13 protein-coding genes and 3 pseudogenes are annotated in these 19,408 nt (G+C 44.4%); 6 read left to right on the top strand and 10 right to left on the bottom strand.

Going from position 1 to position 19,408, the window contains the following annotated elements:
- Window positions 1-58: 58 nt before the first annotated feature.
- The 3 genes and pseudogenes from SU60_RS21765 to SU60_RS15925 form a co-directional block, all read right to left on the bottom strand.
- A complete protein-coding gene (locus tag SU60_RS21765) occupies window positions 59-154 on the bottom strand; it encodes a MetS family NSS transporter small subunit (RefSeq protein ID WP_128814698.1) in 96 nt (31 codons plus the stop codon).
- A pseudogene (locus SU60_RS15930) lies at window positions 151-1,615 on the bottom strand (sodium-dependent transporter). The gene SU60_RS21765 and the pseudogene SU60_RS15930 overlap by 4 nt, the downstream one beginning before the upstream one ends.
- Before the next feature lie 490 nt (window positions 1,616-2,105).
- Window positions 2,106-2,699, bottom strand: a complete 594-nt coding sequence (locus SU60_RS15925; protein WP_041156393.1) for a porin family protein — start codon at window positions 2,697-2,699, stop codon at window positions 2,106-2,108.
- Between the two features lie 273 nt (window positions 2,700-2,972).
- Here SU60_RS15925 and cydH point away from each other — a divergent pair, with 273 nt between their 5' ends.
- Together cydH and SU60_RS15920 are read left to right on the top strand one after the other, a co-directional pair.
- Complete coding sequence (gene cydH / locus SU60_RS21760; protein ID WP_128814697.1) at window positions 2,973-3,065, top strand: cytochrome bd-I oxidase subunit CydH; 93 nt, start codon at window positions 2,973-2,975, stop codon at window positions 3,063-3,065.
- Window positions 3,066-3,113: 48 nt separating this feature from the next.
- Window positions 3,114-4,265 (top strand): patatin-like phospholipase family protein, encoded by a 1,152-nt coding sequence (locus SU60_RS15920; protein WP_041156392.1) that lies wholly within the window; start codon window positions 3,114-3,116, stop codon window positions 4,263-4,265.
- Between the two features lie 81 nt (window positions 4,266-4,346).
- Here SU60_RS15920 and pyk read toward each other — a convergent pair.
- Window positions 4,347-5,788, bottom strand: a pseudogene (gene pyk / locus SU60_RS15915) (pyruvate kinase).
- A 405-nt stretch (window positions 5,789-6,193) separates the two neighbouring features.
- On the opposite strand from pyk, the gene mlc reads away from it, so the two are divergent.
- Together mlc and SU60_RS15905 are read left to right on the top strand one after the other, a co-directional pair.
- A complete protein-coding gene (gene mlc / locus SU60_RS15910) occupies window positions 6,194-7,411 on the top strand; it encodes a sugar metabolism global transcriptional regulator Mlc (protein WP_041156391.1) in 1,218 nt (405 codons plus the stop codon).
- 207 nt (window positions 7,412-7,618) lie between these two features.
- A complete protein-coding gene (locus tag SU60_RS15905; protein ID WP_041156390.1) occupies window positions 7,619-8,572 on the top strand; it encodes a chemotaxis protein CheV in 954 nt (317 codons plus the stop codon).
- Between the two features lie 104 nt (window positions 8,573-8,676).
- Here the strand turns inward: SU60_RS15905 and SU60_RS15900 are convergent, their stop codons facing one another.
- The 5 genes from SU60_RS15900 to SU60_RS15880 all read right to left on the bottom strand — a co-directional run bounded on the left by SU60_RS15900 (window position 8,677) and on the right by SU60_RS15880 (window position 15,683).
- Entirely contained in the window at window positions 8,677-11,754 is a 3,078-nt protein-coding gene (locus SU60_RS15900) for an error-prone DNA polymerase (protein WP_041156389.1), read from the bottom strand.
- A 6-nt stretch (window positions 11,755-11,760) separates the two neighbouring features.
- A complete protein-coding gene (locus SU60_RS15895) occupies window positions 11,761-13,164 on the bottom strand; it encodes a Y-family DNA polymerase (RefSeq protein WP_041156388.1) in 1,404 nt (467 codons plus the stop codon).
- Between the two features lie 4 nt (window positions 13,165-13,168).
- Entirely contained in the window at window positions 13,169-13,861 is a 693-nt protein-coding gene (imuA, locus tag SU60_RS15890; RefSeq protein ID WP_041156387.1) for a translesion DNA synthesis-associated protein ImuA, read from the bottom strand.
- 152 nt (window positions 13,862-14,013) lie between these two features.
- Window positions 14,014-14,784: a tRNA isopentenyl-2-thiomethyl-A-37 hydroxylase MiaE gene (miaE, locus tag SU60_RS15885; RefSeq protein ID WP_041156386.1), complete on the bottom strand. Its 771-nt coding sequence runs from the start codon at window positions 14,782-14,784 to the stop codon at window positions 14,014-14,016.
- Window positions 14,785-14,918: 134 nt separating this feature from the next.
- The gene (locus SU60_RS15880; protein ID WP_041156385.1) at window positions 14,919-15,683 is read right to left on the bottom strand and encodes a hypothetical protein; all 765 of its coding nucleotides are present in this window, start codon (window positions 15,681-15,683) and stop codon (window positions 14,919-14,921) included.
- 451 nt (window positions 15,684-16,134) lie between these two features.
- Here SU60_RS15880 and cysB point away from each other — a divergent pair, with 451 nt between their 5' ends.
- Window positions 16,135-17,109, top strand: a complete 975-nt coding sequence (cysB, locus tag SU60_RS15875) for an HTH-type transcriptional regulator CysB (protein ID WP_041156384.1) — start codon at window positions 16,135-16,137, stop codon at window positions 17,107-17,109.
- Window positions 17,110-17,244: 135 nt separating this feature from the next.
- Window positions 17,245-18,440 (top strand): annotated as a pseudogene (locus SU60_RS15870) (methyltransferase).
- A 112-nt stretch (window positions 18,441-18,552) separates the two neighbouring features.
- Here SU60_RS15870 and SU60_RS15865 read toward each other — a convergent pair.
- Window positions 18,553-19,408, bottom strand: an 856-nt coding sequence (locus SU60_RS15865; RefSeq protein ID WP_041156383.1) for an alanine dehydrogenase, incomplete at its 5' end; no start/stop codon positions are given.

The following is a 19,408-nucleotide window of genomic DNA, read 5'->3' as shown; positions in this document are numbered from 1 at the left end:
TAAAAAATGCCGGTGATAGTAAGCCGGCATTTTTTATTGGTATTTGGCGCTGTTTTAATTATTGGTTATTCATTGCTCGTTTGATGCAAATTGCAGCACCACCCCAAGTAATGCCTAAACCAAGAACCATCATGATGATTGCACTGATTGTCATTTTGTTGTCTCCTTGCGATTTACTGCGTTAATTAATAGGCCGAAGATAAAGAGGGCGGCGATCAATGCCCAGCCCAAGGTTAAGTCGTAACCACCATAACCCTCAGTAAATAGTGCATAAAGTTTCGTTGCAAGAATAATCGCTAGCATGATAGGTGTTACAAAACGTAGGCAGACTTCAAACCAACTACCAATAGAAAAGTCTGAGCGTTCGTTGACGTAAGTGCGAACTTCCGGAATACGTTTTAATAGCCACGCCATCAATAGGATTTCTACTAGTCCACCAACCATGATACCGACGTTATTCGCGAAATGGTCGACGAGGTCCAGAAGTAATAGACCACCGTTGGTTGCAAAAGCCATTGAAATGATAAAGCCAGTGCCGATGACTACGTTAGCGGCCTTTTTGCGACTCCACTTCAATTTATCGATGATGGCAGAGGTTACGGCCTCCATGATAGAGATATGAGAGCTTAATCCTGCAACAACCAGTGCAAAGAAAAAGAGTGGACCAAGAATATAAGGTGCAGGCAATAGATTAATTGCCGCAGGCAAGGTAACGAAAGCCAATCCGACCCCTGCGGAAACGACTTCTGTTAACGGTTTGCCTTGTTCTTGTGCCATATAACCTAGAACAGAAAAAATCATGATACCGGCCAGGATAGAGAAGCCACAGTTAATCAATACGGTCATAAACGCATTATTTGTGATATCTGATTTTTCTGGCAAGTAGCTTGAATAAGCCAGCATAATGGCAAAGCCGATACTTAGGGTAAAGAAGATCTGACCATACGCCGCGGCCCATACTTTCACGTCCCAAATCTTACTAAAATCTGGTTCGAACATGTAGTTTACGCCGTCCAGTGCGCCTGGTAGGAAAATCATACGACCAATCAGGAATAAAACCATTAAGAATAGGATTGGCATCAAGATTTTAGACGCTCGCTCTATACCGGACTTTACGCCACTAGCGATAGCGGTATAAGTGATCGCCCAAGCAATGACCATCGATAGTGCAATTTTCCATTGGATGCTGCCTAAGTCAGTTGGAGAGTTATCACCTAGTTGAAGGTATTCGCTGAAGAAAAACGCATTTGTGTCAGTGCCCCAACCCTGATTGAACGATAAACCAAGGTAAGAGATAGACCAGCCAATTACGGCAACGTAGTAAACAGCGATGACGGCTGCAACACCAACTTGAAACCAGCCAAGCCATTCAAACTTTGAATGGATCTTTGCCAATGTTTTAGGTGCTGAACCACGGTATTTTTGTCCCATACTGAACTCTAAGATCATGAATGGAATACCCGCGGTGATCATGGCAAAAAGGTAAGGAATAAAAAATGCGCCGCCACCGTTTTCGTAGGCCATGTAAGGGAAACGCCAAATGTTACCCAAACCAATAGCTGATCCTACTGCTGCTAAAATGAACTGCTCGGGATCCCCATTGTTCTCGCTTCATATTTGACTCCTGTACGACTCCCTAAGGAATGAAGCTCTCTTCGTTAACTCACACGGCTCTCATAGATAGCTAAAAGAAAAGACAACTGTTATCCGTCAGTTTTTCTGTCCTTAATTCTAACAATATATTAATAACTAGAACTATGTGCTGGTTTCGTTAAGAGAATCTGGTTTTTAATTCTTAATATAATGATGTGTGTTTGATAAAGTTGAAATATTTAACTATTTTCGCCAATCAGACTAACTTCTAACATTGTTAAGCGCAACAGATTCTAAATTGACTATAGGAAGTTTGAATTGGTTATAATGTTGCTATACTGGTTATTATTAGGTCGTTTAAGGCTTTCTAGTGGGTATTTTATGATATAAATCACTGAATATTTGGTTCTATAATAGCTATATAGACTATTTTTATAATTTAGGCGGTATGTCTAATTTCTATACACCTACTAGATGATATTTCCTTTGTTGATTTTGACGTCGACTAACAGTTACAACCGGAATTGAAAACCAACATTGGATTGGAATTGGTTCATCCAACTCGTGTCAAACTGGATTACGCAGCGTGAGTCATCAGAGGTGGGTAACGTACAGGCACCAGTCGTGTCGTTGTCCACGACCGTACCAAGCCATCTAAGCTGTGCGTTAAGTGTAATACGATCTGAGAATTCATATTTGAGCCCGGCAAAGGCACTGGCAGAAAACCCTAATTTTTTATCGACCCAATCGACATCTGTATATGATCCGCCTAGACCTAGACCTAAGTACGTTTGCCAGCGTGGTGAAATAGGGTAGTCGATACTGCTTTGAAATTGTAGGTAATGAATGTCTGCTGAGTTAGATAGTTGTTTCAACTCCGTCGATTGGTACGAGTAAAATAAGCCGATCTTGCCCGAGTCTAACGGGGCTTCTATAGAGAGCGCGTAGCTCATCTCCGGGTTAATATCGTAGGTCTCGCCGTTTCCGTCTGCTACATGACCACCGCCGGTGTAACCCAAAAATGGGGTGACCAGAATAGTGGCTTGCGTACTGAACGTGGCGCCGATCAAAAGGCCACCAACGAGCCAATGGGCCATTTTTCTCATCTTACATCTCCTTATGTTTTTAGCCGTCAAAGTTAGTTTCTGCAGTAAAACCGTGCCAACGTGTACCGTTTGGTAGCGGGTATTTTGGTAACTTAAGTTCTTCTTGTTGTCGTAACTGCAAACTAAGTTACTCGCACTGAACTCAGTATCTCTCTGTTATTTAGGTATAAACTAATTGTGATGGATTAGTCATATTCGAGCGACTAAATTAAGCAAATCTTGAACATATTTCACACCAGTGTTATTTATTTGTTACACGTCAAGGAGGTGTTTATGGAACACGATCTAAAATCCGCATTGATCATTGTTGTCGCTGTTTTTGCGGTGCTGTTGTCGTTTGGGATGATAGCTATCGCTTCAGCTTAATTTGCAGCCACTGAAACTTGCTCTCTTTAATTTGGTGACAGTAAGCGAATGATACGTAACAGCGGTATAATCACGGAAAGCCATACTGACCTGAACACCGAAGTTTATGAACACTTCAGGCATGGCAAAACTGCTCTAGTCGCGCAAGGTGGTGGGCAGAGGGGGATTTTTACCGCTGGTGTTTTAGATGCATTTTTACTCTCCAATTTCGATCCTTTCGATGAGTTTTATGGCACTTCAGCTGGTGCGCTGAATATTTGTCCTTATTTATGTCGTCAACATGGTATGGGTAAAGCGTTTATCACTGAGCTAACGACCTCTCCAGACTTTTTTAATCTCTTCGGTTACATTCGTAAAAAACAATATTTAGGCCTTGATTGGGCACTTGAGCGTATACAAGATTTTCCCTACAAGTTGGACCTTGATCTCGGTCGTAAAACGTTAGGTGATCGTCTTGCTTTCGCAGCAGTAACGAATGTGGAAAACCTATCTGACCAATACTTACCCATGCTCGGTGACTCTTGGTTTAATACAATGCGAGCCACTTGTGCGATCCCTAAATTGTATCTTGGTCCGGTGGATGTGAATGGACAAAAATACGTTGATGGTGGTGTTTCCGCTTCAATCCCGGTGCAGGAAGCTTGGCGTCAAAATGCGCGTAACATTATTGTGATTCGTACGGAGCCGTTTTCAGAAGGTGATGCGCGCCAACAAGGTGAAATCGGTAGTGCACCGGTTGAGTGGTATCGAGAGTCAATAAACTCGGTGCAGCAGTCTTGGCAACAGAAAGTAAGTCGCTGGAAGTCTGATTGGGCGAGTTTCTTCCAACAGAAGATTAATACCGCTCACCAATCTAAATTGGCAGGGCACATTCTTCTTAATGGCGGACGTTGGTTGTTTGGTGCTGATAATTTGTATCGTTTAAGTCATCTTATCGGCGAAAATTTTGATTCGGGTTTAGCTGACATGCTGATGATCCATTATCAAACCTTTGAGCTCACTCAAGCGTTTTTATCTAACCCGCCAGATGATGCGTTTATATTGCAGATCGCACCGAAAGAAGGCTTGCGATCGTCTTCATTGTTGAGTGATCAAGCATCGTTAGAGCACGATTACCAACTCGGGTTGCAGGCGGGATATAACGTTGTTCAGCTTTACGACAGGCTTAACCTTGGGATTGAAGGGCTGCAAAGTGCTTAGAAAGTGTACACGCGTAGAAATGCAAGCACGTGATTTAATTTCAGGGCTCGAGTGGGAGCCCTGAAGGTTGGTAGCCGATGATTACGCTGAAAGTATACGCATGCAATTGGTTGAGCCAATGACGTCCATTACATCCCCTTGGGTAATGATCACTAGATCGCCCTCATCAAGCAGGCCTTGGTTCTTAAGACACTCGATTGCTGCATACGCCACTGGTAAACCACCATCACTTTTTGAGTCAAAATAGACCGGAGTGACGCCACGATATAAAGCAGCTCGATTGAGCGTGGATTCGTTACGTGAAAGCGCAAAAATCGGTAAGCCTGAACTCAACCGAGACATCATTAGAGCAGTTCGGCCAGACTCAGTTAACGATATCATTGCCTTGACTCCTTCCATGTGGTTTGCTGAGTACATGGTCGCCATTGCAATGGTATCTTCCGCGGTTTCGAAGGTGCGATCTAATCGATAGGACGAGATGCTTGCCTCCGACATTTTTTCTGCACCTAAGCATACCTCTGCCATGGATTTTACGGTTTCGACAGGGTATTGACCTGCAGCGGTTTCTCCTGACAGCATTACGGCATCGGTACCATCTAGCACAGCGTTTGCGACATCCATTACCTCTGCTCGAGTCGGCATTGGGCTGGAAATCATCGATTCCATCATTTGTGTCGCTGTAATCACAACTCGGTTGAGGCTGCGAGAGCGGCGGATGAGTTTTTTCTGTACGGCAATGAGCTCTGGATCACCGATTTCAACACCTAAGTCTCCGCGGGCCACCATGACAACATCTGAAGCGAGAATAATATCGTCAATCGAATCGTTATTCGCGACGGTTTCTGCACGTTCCACTTTGGCAACTAACTTGGCCTCTAAGCCAGCATCACGAGCCAAACGGCGGGCATAATGCATGTCTTCACCATTGCGTGGGAAGGATATCGCTAAGTAATCAACTTTAATTTCCGCAGCGGTGAGAATGTCGCTTTGTCTTTCTCTGTTAGCGCATCCGCTGATAAGCCGCCGCCTTTTTTGTTGATGCCTTTATTATTCGATAGGGGACCCCCTACAGTCACGCGAGTATGGACTTTATTTCCTTCTACACTCGTCACTTGTAGTTGAACTCGGCCGTCATCAAGTAACAGAATGTCGTTAGGTGCGACATCTTGCGGTAACTCTTTATAATCCAACCCAACCGCCTCTTGGTCACCTTCTCCTTTGGCTAATTCACTATCGAGAGTGAACTTATCACCGACATTGAGTGTGATCTTTCCCTCTTTGAACGTTGACACTCGAATTTTTGGTCCCTGCAAATCGCCGAGAATAGCAACTTGACGTCCTAATCTTGCTGCAATGGAGCGTACTTTTTTGGCGCGTTGGATGTGATCATCGCTTGTACCGTGTGAAAAGTTCATTCTCACTACGTTAGCGCCAGCTTTGATGATTTCTTCAAGCACATTGTCTTTATCGGTTGACGGGCCGAGCGTAGTGACAATTTTTGTTCTTCTTAGTTTAGAAGTCATAGATTCTCCGAAGAATGCTAGTGTGTGGAACGAAATATCTCTATAAATAAAAATATCTCTACAAATAAAAGTATCTTGATAAGTAGTATATGCACAGAATGTTTACATTGAGGCGAACCGATAGAAAAACATGAAGGACATCTAATCGCTTCATCGTCGGATGAACGTTTGAATACGATCTCGTCTCCGTTTGCCTCTAATGTTTGTTTGCTCTTCTTGCCTAATTTGTTGAATAAAATAAGTGGTTGTTGAGCTAATTTAACATCTGCTTATGGTGAGTTATTTGATTGAATACGCAAACAAACAGGTTTATGCGTGATGCTTGTCACGGGGATTTACCAATTCACTTCACAATTACTTCGCAAAGTAAAAAAATTATCCTGTTGTAGAATTTCGGAGTGCAAGATGTACATGGCTCAACCGGGCCATATTGATCATATCAAACAGGTCAATGCTGGTCGTGTATATAAACTGATAGACCTAAAAGGTCCAATTTCTCGGATTGATTTATCCAAGCAAAGTGAACTCGCACCTGCGAGTATCACCAAAATCACGCGAGAATTAATTGAAGCACACTTGATTCATGAAACTACGGTTCAAGAAGCAACCAGTCGCGGTCGACCTGCGGTTGGATTGCAAGTCAATAATGAAGGATGGCAGTTCCTATCGATGCGCTTAGGGCGCGGTTATTTAACCATTGCGTTGCATGAACTGGGCGGTGATGTCCTCATTGATACAAAAATCGAAATTCACGAACTTGACCAAGAGGACGTGCTAGAAAGGTTGCTGTTTGAAATCGATGAGTTTTTTCAGACGTATGCCGATCAACTGGATCGCGTGACGAGCATTGCGGTTACGCTGCCTGGCTTGATTAATTCCGAACAAGGTGTGGTATTGCAAATGCCGCACTATAACATTGAGAATTTAGCGCTTGGTCCAGAAATCTATAAAGCGACTGGGCTGCCTGTATTTATTGCGAACGACACACGAGCTTGGGCATTAGCGGAAAAGCTATTTGGACACTCCCAAGAGAATGATAATTCAGTACTTATCTCTATTCACCATGGCTTAGGGGCTGGGATCATTCTTGATGGACGTGTTTTGCTTGGTCGTCACGGTAATATTGGTGAACTGGGTCATATTCAAATTGATCCAAACGGCAAGCGTTGTCATTGTGGCAATATTGGCTGCTTAGAGACGGTTGCAAGTTCGCAGGCTATTCGTGAAGAGGTGGCGAGGCGTATCGCTAATGGCGAAGCTTCAATCCTCACTGAGCAAGAAGAGATGACGATTGAAAGCATTTGTGAAGCCGCTGCGAACGGGGATCCGCTCGCGGTTGATGTCATCGAAAAGCTTGGTCGTTACCTTGGTGCTGCTATTGCGATTGTCATCAACCTATTTAACCCAGAAAAAGTATTGATTGGTGGTGTGATTAACCAAGCGAAAGAGGTGCTTTATCCAGCAATACAGCGCTGTATTGAGGAGCAGAGTTTACCTGTTTATCACCAAGATCTTGAACTGGTTGAGTCGCGATTTTACAAGCAAGCGACGATGCCAGGCGCTGCTCTTATCAAACAAGCACTGTACGATGGTCAGTTGCTGATGAAGGTTATCGAAGGTTAGTTGTCCATTTCGCGATGGCAGAGATTCATTGTATTTTAGATGAAGCAGCGCTGTGATGTATTGCGGTATCAATGTTATTAATGTAATACTCAGTAGGTAACGTTATTTCATCTGTGAGCAAGTTTCCTACATGGTTTTCTGTATAGCGGGGAACCCTGCACAGCTCTACACAGAAAGAGAGCTCTTTTTTCTAATTTAGGTAGTAGTATGTCCGGTGTATTGAATGCGGTTGATCAACGTACCAAGTTGGTTGGTGAGAACCGTCTAGAGCTTTTACTGTTCACTTTAAACAGTCGTCAATTATTTGCGATTAACGTGTTTAAAGTGAAAGAGGTGATTAAACTTCCTCCGTTAACAAAGCTTCCTGGATCTCACGTCAATATTCGTGGCGTGGCGTCGTTGCGAGGTGAAGCAGTACCAGTGATTGATTTGCGCAGTGCTATCGGTTTCCCTCCTATGCGAGGGGAAGCAGAAGAAGAGAACCTGATCGTCACAGAATATAACCGTTCGGTACAAGGTTTCTTAGTTGGTACGGTGAGAAACATCGTCAACACCGCTTGGACAGAAATACAACCACCGCCATCTACTTCTGGTCGCTCGAATTACCTGACAGCGATTACCCAGGTCAAAGAGGGGACATCGTCGCAAATCGTCGAGATCATCGATGTTGAGAAAGTGCTCGCGGAGATTGTTCATTACAATGTTGCGATTTCTGCCGATCTTTTGGATAACGAATTGGCCCAAGCACTGGTTGGACGCAACGTATTGATCGTTGATGATTCTTCAACAGCCCGTAATCAAGTGAACGATACGCTCTCTCAACTTGGCATTAACATCATCGAGTGCCGCGATGGGTTGGAAGCGCTAACGCTCCTCAAACGCTGGTGTGACGAAGGTAAAGATGTCGAAAAAGAACTACTCATGATGATCACGGATGCGGAAATGCCAGAGATGGATGGGTATAAACTGACGCATGAAGTACGTAGTGACCCGCGAATGTCAAAGTTGTTTATTACCTTGAATACCTCTCTTAGCGGCAGCTTTAACGAAGCGATGGTCCAAAAGGTGGGTTGTGATCGTTTTATCTCTAAGTTCCAGCCAGATCTATTAGTCGGTGTCGCTCAAGACAGGGTGCGCCAAGTCCTTTCTGGCCATAGATAGTTTGCTGGGCATAGATAGCTTTTTGGCCATAGACAGCTAGCGGCGAGTTTATCACATAGTGAGGAGAGGGAGGGTACCTTCCTTCCTGTGCTGTAGTCTTGGGGTTAATGAAAGTCCCGTGAATGGCTTTGCAGTTCGGCGAGTTCATGTGTGTAATCAATGAGCTTACCAGCAATGACGTGAATCACTTCTCCTTCTCGCTCTAAAATTCCTTTCACCATCAGCACTTTTGAGGTGAGATAAGTCTGCTTTTGTGCTCGTGCTGTTGCGCTCCACACGATGACGTTAATGTTCCCAGTATCATCCTCTAGGGTAACAAAAGTTACACCTGCGGCTGTCCCTGGGGATTGTCTTCCGGTGACCACTCCCACGATAGTCACCAATGACTTATGTGGTTTCTCGACTAATGCTTTCATACGAGTAAAACGAGGTAACTTGCCTGCTTTATCCAGCAAAGTAATCGGGTGATGGTTAAGAGAAAGCCCTGTACTAGCATAATCTTCGATCAATGTGTCGTATTCTGATGGGCGTGTTGGGTAATAAGGTGTATCGGGGTCTTTTATGTGACTAAACAACGGTAAGTCACATAAAGAATCCATTGCTGCCCAGCGAGCACGGTAACGGTCACCTGACAGCGCTTGAAATGCATTGGCGGAGGCCAATAATTCGATATCACGTTGATTTTTGACGACCGCTTTTACTTCTTGGATAGAGCGATAGCCTTGTTTTGGTCGTTGTTTCACTAATTTTGAGGCGCTTTCTGTGCTGATTCCTTTGACTAAGCGAAAGCCGAGTTGTACTCCCAATCGACCACTTGTTTGTGTTTGTAGGTGATGCTGGTCAAGAGACTGGTTAATGCATACCGGCAGTATTTCGACACCATGTCGACGAGCATCCTGAACCAATTGTGATGGGCTGTAAAACCCCATAGGTTGGCTGTTTAACAGTGCGGTGTAAAATTCGGCAGGGTAATAATACTTCAACCACGCAGAGCAATAAGCCAGTACTGCAAACGAGGCAGAGTGACTTTCGGGAAACCCGTACTCACCAAACCCACAAATCTGCTCAAAAATACGTTCGGCAAAGGTTAACTCATAGCCTCGCTCTAACATGCCATCGATAAGTTTGGGTTTAAACTTCGCTAGATCGCCGTTCTTTTTCCATGCCGCCATTGCTCGACGTAGCTGATCGGCTTCACCACCACTAAAGCCTGCGGCAACCATGGCCAGTTTGATGACCTGTTCCTGAAATATTGGCACGCCCATAGTGCGTTCTAACACATCCCGAACTTCTTCTGATGGGTAGCGAATCGGTTCTTCTCCATTGCGCCTTTTTAGGAAGGGGTGAACCATGTCACCTTGAATTGGTCCAGGGCGAACTATCGCAATTTGAATCACCAAGTCGTAATAGCAACGGGGTTTTAAGCGTGGCAGCATACTCATTTGCGCTCTGGATTCTATTTGAAAAACACCAACGGTATCTGCTTTTTGGAGCATCCGATATACGTGTGGGTCATCTTGAAGTCGGGTGATCTCTGCAATAGAGAGCGTACGCTGGTGGTGTTTTTCGATCAGCTGAAAGCATTTGCGAATTGCGTTCAACATACCGAGAGCAAGGACGTCTACTTTGAGGAGTTTCAAGCTTTCTAAGTCGTCTTTATCCCACTGTATGATGGTGCGATCTGCCATAGCCGCATTTTCTACAGGAACCAGTTCATAAAGAGGGCCGGAAGAAATGACAAAGCCACCAACGTGCTGAGACAAGTGTCGTGGAAATCCAATTATCTCGTTAACCAGGTGGATAAATTGCTGTCCTTTGAGTGACTCAGGTTGTAAGCCTAACTCAATGATCTGAGCTTGCCAGCCTTGAGTCCGATCACGTCGGTTGACATTTTTAATAAAGAAATCCAGTTGGGTTTCTTCAATGCCCAATGCTTTACCCACTTCACGTACGGCACTTTTAAACCGATAACTGATTACAGTAGCGGCCAAAGCGGCACGTTCACGACCATATTTTCTGTAGATGTATTGGATGACCTCTTCACGACGTTCGTGTTCAAAATCGACATCAATATCTGGCGGCTCATCACGTTCTTTACTGATAAAACGTTCGAACAACACTGAGATTTGCCGCGGATCAACGGAAGTGATCTCTAGGCAGTAGCACACCACCGAGTTCGCCGCAGAGCCGCGTCCTTGATAGAGAATACCTTGCTTTTTGGCGAACATGACCATGTCATGAATGGTTAAAAAGTAATAATGATAGTTCAGCTCTTCAATCAAATTAAGTTCTTTCTCAATGGTTTGATTGATCGGTTCTGGGACGCCACCGGGAAAACGGGCTCGTTTGCCATGTTCAACCAATTTGCGTAGGTAAGACGAGGGGGTTTCACCGTTAGGAATTAACTCGGTTGGATATTCGTATTTAAGTTCATCGAGAGAAAATTGACACAAGTTGGCAATGCGAGTGCTTTCAGTAAGCCAAGCGGATTGATAGATACGCAAGAGCTTATTTATTGGGCGTAAAGCCCGTTCTGCATTGGAAAGGCGCTCGAAGCCAAGCTTATCGATGCTACAGCCATACTTTGTCGCAGTAAGCGCATGTTGTAGTGGTAAACGTTCCGTCGTATGCATAAGAGCGCCACCGCAAGCTGTGATAGGCAGTTGGAGCTCATGGGCAAGTGCTTGACAATGTTTCAGATAACGTTCGTCGTCACACTCTAGATGACGCTGAACCGCGATCCACAAGCGGTGATTATGATGTTGATTAAGCCAGCGCCCCCAGTAACGATCACTTGCTTGATGCTTTGGCAGCCATAAGACAAAGCAATGCTTAATGGACATTAAGTCCCATTCGGAGAGTTGATAGTGACCTTTTTCGCTCCGGCGCCTAGCATTGGTAATGATCCGGCATAGTTCGGCATAAGCTTTCCGACATGGGCAAAGCAACACCAGTTGGCACTCCTTATTGAGCCAGAACATGCTGCCGATAATGAGCTGGACATCAAGTTGATGCTGTTTGATCGTTGAGTGTGCTTTCACCACGCCGGCAACAGAGCACTCATCGGTGATCGCAATCGCCTGGTAGCGATAGAAAGCCGCCTGCATCACGAGCTCTTTTGCGTGAGAAGCACCAGTAAGAAACGAAAAGTTGGACTGACAAAACAGTTCTGCGTAACTCATGATGCTTTAACAAAAATAGCCATGAAGAAACCAACGCTTGTGTTGATCGCGAAACACCCATAGCCAACGACCTTGCTGAGTATGTGCAATATAGTAGTCACGCATGATCTCATCTCCGTCCCACCAGCCTGATACGATTCGTTCGGGGCCGCGCACTAAAGACACTTGCTCTTGCAATGGCATCGGAGTCGACAATTGCATCGCGGGACGTAATAACTGAGGAATGGAAGAAAGATGGACATTTGGTTCATCGGCAGCGCGATATTGGCAGGCTTTTTCTGGCCTTGGATCGCAAGTGATCTGTGGCTTTAGTATGGAACCTTTGCCTAGTTTTGCTTGTAATAAAGAGAGCAATTCGAGATCACTCACTTGACCTTTTTGACCAGCAAAGAGGTCGAGAGCAGTATTGAGAGGCTCTCCGTAACGAACGACTTGTAGGCTTAAGCCAACTACGGGCCCATTGAGTGTCAGAGACTCTAGGCTTAAGCTAGCCAGCGTTTGCCAGCGTTGGCAAAGATAATCACCCTGTGCAGAGGTCAACGAGAGGTGCTGCACGTAATTATCGCGCTGGTGGAGCGTTAAGCAGAGTTCGAAGGCCACTTTATCTCTTAACTTAAGAAAAGTTTCGAGTTGCAGTAAAAGCTTAGCTAAGGGCTTCTCTATCCATTGAACATTTTCTAGCTCAAATAACAGCTCTAAATAGACTTGGAATGATTCGGTTGGGTGATAAAAGTCGACTGGATGTTTAAATTGGCCAGTCAGTCTTCCCACGTAATTAACTAAATCAATATCAAAACGACGGGCAATGTCCTGTAGTGGGAGTTCGAGCAACCCTTGTAATGTGTTGACGCCGACGCGCTGTAGTTTAGTGATAATAGATGGTGATAGGTCTGTTAACGTCAATGGCAAAGTATTCAAAGACGCTTGGAGAGCATCTTTATCTTCACTGAGCTGATTGCTGCCTGACAGCGCCATTAGCTTAGCGGAAAGAGGGGAAAATCCGCAGCCAAATTGAAAACTCAGCGTTAACGTAGCTAAGTGTGAATAGACTTTACACCAGTAGTTTTCTAACCCTTCGTACAGTCTGAGCATTGGCGTCGCGCGTAGCAAGATACCCTGATTTGGCATTAACACCACATCCGATGTAATCAGGTACAGCCAGTGCGCCACTTCGTATAATTTGTTCTGTTCTGCTTGAGGATGATACGGGTGTACTTGTAAATCACGACATAAAGACGCCGCGCTTCCTAAACCCATACCGAGCTTAATACCTTGCCGTTTTGCCTCATCATTGTACTGAATGATGCGACAGCGCCGACTCTCGACGATCACGACTGGCTGTGTTTGGTTTTCAGCAAATAGTGCGTCTAATTGCAAACGAGGAAAGTGTAGATAAATCCATAAAGACATACGACTATCCCTGATGCGCAACGGGAAAGTGGAGAATAGACGATGGCGTGTGTGACTTTGTTGGTACCACTAATTGCGGGTAATGATGTTGAAAGCTGATGTCAACTTGCCCTTTACGCCACCCCCCTTTGCGTTTTAATACTTCAACACGGACACCTTGATTTTGCCCTTGTATTTTGAGGCTAAGGGATACAGGGAGAGATAAACGGTTAGTCATGATTGGCTTCAACATAAAAAGAGGGCAAGTGCCTTGTTCACTGGCGACTTGAAGTCGTTTAACCTGATGGATTTCTAATTCGTCCTGCCATAATAATACATTGCTACAAACGCCGCTTTTTAAGCATTGCTCAGCCGCCCAAAGCGCATCACGAGGTTGATCTGGTGTCACCACCCAGACTTGGTTTATATCTAGCCCAATACTGTGCAGAAAAAGAGAACTGAGCAATGCTGGTGGTTGAATAAACGCGGTGATCCCTTCGGATAAGGTCGATTCCAAATAAGGCGCGAGCAGGCGCAATTCTCCAATGCTACCGAGTGATTCCATCTCGATGACACCATGAGGAGGGTAGCCACCTTCTAACAAGCTATCTAGCTCCGAAAAACCGGAACTGTTGAGGTGTTGATGTTGAGTGGGCTGAGTTAAATTTGCTTGCCACACAAGGCGTTGGCTTTTTAAGTGTTGAATAATATCTTGCATAGTAAATACCTGTATATACATACAGTATATTTCAGCAAAAAAAAGTCGCAAGATCTTTGTAGTAAGAAACATAAAAAAAGCCAGCGATTAGATCGACTGGCTTGATATACGGTATATGACAGAATTTGGTATGCATCTGATAAGAAAGAGGATTAAACAGGAACTCCACTGTGGAATTTAAAATCCATATCGGAAGTAGAGATGAGCTCTGCTTCTACTTGGCCAAAATAAGCGATCCTCTCACTAATGTCTTTCCCTGCGATTTGTTCTGCTAATGCTAAGTAGTCTTGGTAGTGACGTGCTTCTGAGCGTAGCAAAGAGACATAGAATTTTGCGATGTCGTCATCCATATGAGGCGCGAGTATAGCAAACCGTTCACATGAGCGTGCCTCTATGTATGCACCGATGATCAGCTTGTCGATCAGAGTTTCTGGCTCATGGGTCTTCATATGTGAAATCAGTCCCTTTGCATAACGACTAGCAGGGATATTTTGATATTCGATCCCTCGGCTTTCCATGATTTCCAGTACTTGATAAAAGTGATGCAGTTCTTCTTTGATCAGCAGAACCATCTTATCAATCAAATCTTGGCTGTAAGGAGAGCTGGATTTCGCCATGATGGCTTTAGAGATATTACTTTTGCCCTTTAAAGTCTCGAGCGAGCCAATGTAACGGTACGCGAAATCTTCGTAAGGCTTAAACCAATCGAGTAATGCGCTGGAGCTTGCCTGATCAACGGCATATTTGCGAATGAGAAACATAGCAGATTGTCCCGCTTTCAGCTCGCACAACAAGTGATCGACTAAAATGGTCTGTAGATTTTCCGGTTTTTTTGCTTCTGCTACCCACTCGTCAGGAGTGTGGCAATGAAGAAACTGCTGGATAGGAGCAAGAAGCTCTCGATAGGCGTCTAAATTTATCATGTTATATTTTATACGTTACGATCTAATACTGGTTATTCGGAGTAGGATTGGGAGATACCCTGAATAAGAATTTGGATAGCAAAAAGGCTGCGTCTGCAGCCTTTTGTATGCTTGAAGTCACTTAGAGACAGATATTACCATTTTTTCTTTTCACCGAAGAGTGCTTCCATATCATCATCACGCTCTTTGTCAGCAAGTTGCTGCATTTCTTCGTCGTTTTTAACCTGACGCTTTTTATCTAAGTCGTTTAACATCTGCTCTAGCTTCTCTTTCGCTTGAATAGAGTAGGCATCGCTTTTGGTACTCAGAGCGTCAATACCTTTGCGTAACAACTGGAGCGCGGTTCCCGGCTGACCACGAGCGATAGAATCATTAGCACGTTTTATGACGTTTTCTATATTGATTCGAATTTGAATGGTTTCCAAGCGTGCATTCTCGGTCACGTATGATTGGGTATCAAAACGACCTTTATTGTGTTCGTTTCTGATTGTATCGCGAAGACGTTTAACCAGTTTCAACATCGCAATCGCTTGTTTATCACTGGTAGGCATTTTAAATGTGGTGCTTTCACCGATTTGATCATTGTTTTTTAGTTGCTCGATCTGTTGCTTCATATTGGCGACACGTTGCGCCAGTTGTTTGTTCTTGGGATCGAGCTGATACATACTTTCCAGCGCATCAAGTATACGGTTATTAAGACAAAGCAGTAGATCCTTACTAAAAGGAATATGGTGAGCGTGGCCAATCAATTCTTCTGTGCTATCAATAAGAGTCACATAACGAGCGGACTCTTGTCTTTTTGCTGTTTCAGCCTTCACTTTATATTGCAACATGATGTTATAGCCAAGGACCAACACCAGAAGTACGGCTACCAAAGCGATTATTAAACCAATATTCATATCTTTGCGTCTGCTTTTCCATTTCTGCGGCTAGTGTTCAAGAATACATGAATCTCATCTTTCCCGGCACCCTATTTATTTGATTATTTAGCTCAAACCACGTTTTAGTCTCTGTTGTGAGTGAGAAAGTCAGGATTAGCGGATGCTGATATGCAACTTAATTCTTTTTGTTTCAGCTGACTAAACTATTTCGTGCAAACGATCTACTTCCAGTCAACAAGCCCACTTGGGTAAACAAGTTATTTCGTGCAAAGCCGATTACTCTTGTTAGGTTACTTTCGCAAAATCATGCATCATGAGGTTATTTGGGTATATGTTAGAAAATTCTGTTCATTTTGGGGTGAAAGCGTTATAACTAATTATTATATAGCTCGTTTGAGCGACCGTTTTGTTTTTAATTTTGTGTTTAGTCATGCGTGATTGAAGAACGCCTAATGAGTAAGGGATTACGATGAAGCTGCAACAGCTGAAGTATATTGTTGAAGTGGTCAACCATAATCTGAACGTTTCTGCGACAGCAGAAAGCTTATATACCTCACAGCCCGGTATCAGTAAGCAGGTTCGTCTACTAGAAGATGAGCTGGGGATTCAGATTTTTGAGAGAAGTGGTAAGCACCTGACGCAGGTGACTCCAGCTGGTGAACAAATCGTCCGTATTTCTCAAGAAATTCTTGCACGAGTTGAGAGTATCAAAGCGGTTGCTGGTGAACATACTCACCCTGAAATGGGGACTTTGAACATTACCACGACCCATACTCAAGCTCGTTATGCGCTGCCTGATGTCATTAAAGGCTTTACCAAACGTTACCCCAAAGTCTCTCTTCACATGCACCAAGGTACGCCATCTCAAATGTCAGAGGCGATCGCAAAAGGGACGGCTAACTTTGCCATTGCGACCGAAGCACTGCATCTATACCAAGATGCCATCATGCTACCTTGTTATCATTGGAACCGTTCGATAGTGGTACCTAAAGGTCATGCTTTGGCGAAGAAGAGTGTCGTAACCATTCACGATTTGGCCGCATATCCATTAGTGACTTATGTTTTTGGCTTTACTGGTCGATCAGAGCTCGATACTGCATTTAACCGTGAAGGTCTCACTCCTCGAGTGGTCTTCACTGCTACCGATGCTGATGTAATTAAAACTTATGTGCGCATGGGGATTGGTGTCGGTGTGATTGCCAGTATGGCAGTAGATGCTGAACAAGATAAGGATCTTGTCTCCATTGATGCGAGTCATTTGTTTGGGGCCAGTACGACGAGTATCGGATTCCGACGCGGCACGTTCTTACGTTCTTACATGTTTGATTTTATGGAGCGTTTTGCTCCACACTTAACGCGACCAGTCGTAGAGCAAGCCATTTCGTTAAAATCGAATGTTGAAATTGAGGAAATGTTTAAAGATATCGACTTGCCTGTGAGATAAGTCTTTTCTTCACTTATAACTATATAAGACTATCTAGCGAAATAAGATTATCGACAAATAAACTCAAGCTGCTGGTTTGGAACTTTTGGAACGAGTCGCTTGAGTATACAATACGCCTCCGCAGTAGGGGGGACTATGCAAACGCAATTTCAATTCATCACAGATTGCTTAATGGAGCATCAATCGTTTTGGCGATTGGATCCATTCAAGGCGAGCTTCATCCATCACTGCCTTGGATAGAAGAATACCCCGTAATGTGCCAGTGGCTGAGTACACTTTCGCCTTCGCAAATTGATCACTTCAAATCACAGCCTGAATCAGCTTTAACGGAATTATGTTCTTTTTTACCATTTCTCCAGGCTCTCCGTGAATGTACACAATTAAAGCTTCGTAACTTAACGGGCTTAACTCTGGAGCGTGGACTGGATAAGGGGATCCCCGGTCGCAAGCTGACTCAGATTACTGCGATGGGAGAAGCGGCAATACAAGCGCATCAAGGAGAAGAGTGGCTAGAGTGGTGTTCTGGGAAGGGATACTTAGGGCGAATATTGACCACACAAACTCATCAGCCAGTGACCAGTTTTGAATATCAACAATCGTTGTGCGAGTCAGGACAACAAGCCGCAGATGCTAATCAATGGAAGATGACATTCGTACAAGGGGATGCATTTGCACCGTCAGCGAAAGCGATATTTAAACCGAATCAACACGCGGTGGCACTGCATGCTTGTGGCGACTTACACGTTCGCTTAATGCAGTATGGTGCGGAAAAAAGGGTTGCGGCTATGACGATTGCTCCGTGTTGTTACCATCTGATTCAGAGTGAATATTATCAAGCGTTATCAGAGCAGGGGAAAGCGTCAGAGTTGATGCTCTCTAAGCAAGAGTTGCGGATTCCACTACAGCAAACGATTACGGGCGGGAGTCGCGTACATCGCCATCGCCAACAAGAAATGGTATTTCGCCTCGGCTTCGATTTGATCACTCGCCAATGGCTTGGTATCAAACAATACGTACCAGTTCCGAGTATTCGTAAGTCGATGCTTAGTGAAGGGTTCGAGGCTTTTTGTCATTGGGCTGCGGAGCAGAAAAGCATTGAGTTGGATGATAGGATTGATTTTGACCAGTTTGAGCGTTTAGGTGAACAACGCTTTTGGCACATGGAGAGAATCAGTTTAGTTCAGATGATGTTTCAACGGCCATTGGAAATATGGCTTGCATTAGATAAAGCACTTTATCTTGAACAACGTGGTTATCGTGTTACTTTATCAGAGTTTTGCACCAACTGTGTTACACCTCGAAACATTTTAATTTGTGCATATAGGAATTAGTTATCTTCTATTTCCAAATGCTATATACGAAAAAGCCCACTTTTAGGTGGGCTTTGTAAACTATACGTGACAATGGCGATGTTACCTGTCACCGCTTAAACGATTTTCGCCATTAATTAAATAAGGCAATGGCTTGCTTAGGATCGACATATTCTAAGCCGAAACTTTCTGCTACTTCTTTGCAAGTGACTTTACCGTGAATAACATTTAAGCCTTCTAAGAAGCCATTGTCTTCGAGAAGTGCCTCACGGTAGCCTTTGTTTGCGAGCCTAACAATATACGGTAATGTGGCATTGTTAAGGGCAAATGTTGAAGTGCGAGCCACTGCACCTGGCATGTTTGCGACACAATAATGGACTACATCATCGACGATGTAAGTGGGTTCTGCATGGGTTGTCGCGTGTGAGGTTTCAAAGCAACCACCTTGGTCGATCGCGACGTCAACGACCGCAGAGCCTGGCTTCATCTTCGCAATGTGCTCTTTCGTCACCAGTTTAGGCGCTGCTGCGCCAGGGATCAGAACCGCTCCAATTACTAAGTCCGCTTCTAGAACATGCTTCTCTATAGCGTCTTCAGTAGAATAAATCACTTTTGCTTGGCCTTGGAATTCTTCATCCAATCGACGTAGTGTATCGACGTTGCGATCAAGGATGGTGACATCTGCACGGAGTCCGACAGCCATACGAGCAGCGTTAGCACCAACGACACCACCGCCGACAATCACGACTTTTGCAGGACCAACGCCAGGGACGCCACCAAGCAATAAACCACTGCCGCCTCGCGATTTTTCCAAGGTCTGCGCACCAGCTTGAATCGACATGCGACCTGCCACTTCAGACATTGGTGCTAACAGTGGTAAACGACCCATATTATCTGTTACAGTCTCGTAGGCTATACAGACAGCTTTGCTCTTGATTAGCTCATCAGTTTGTGGAAAATCTGGTGCTAGGTGTAAATAAGCCCGAATT

The sequence above is a fragment of the Vibrio mytili genome (assembly GCF_000830505.1).
Lineage (GTDB): Bacteria > Pseudomonadota > Gammaproteobacteria > Enterobacterales > Vibrionaceae > Vibrio > Vibrio mytili.
The sequence above is the reverse complement of the archived record's forward strand: the minus strand, read 5'-3'. Positions and strand labels throughout refer to the sequence as shown.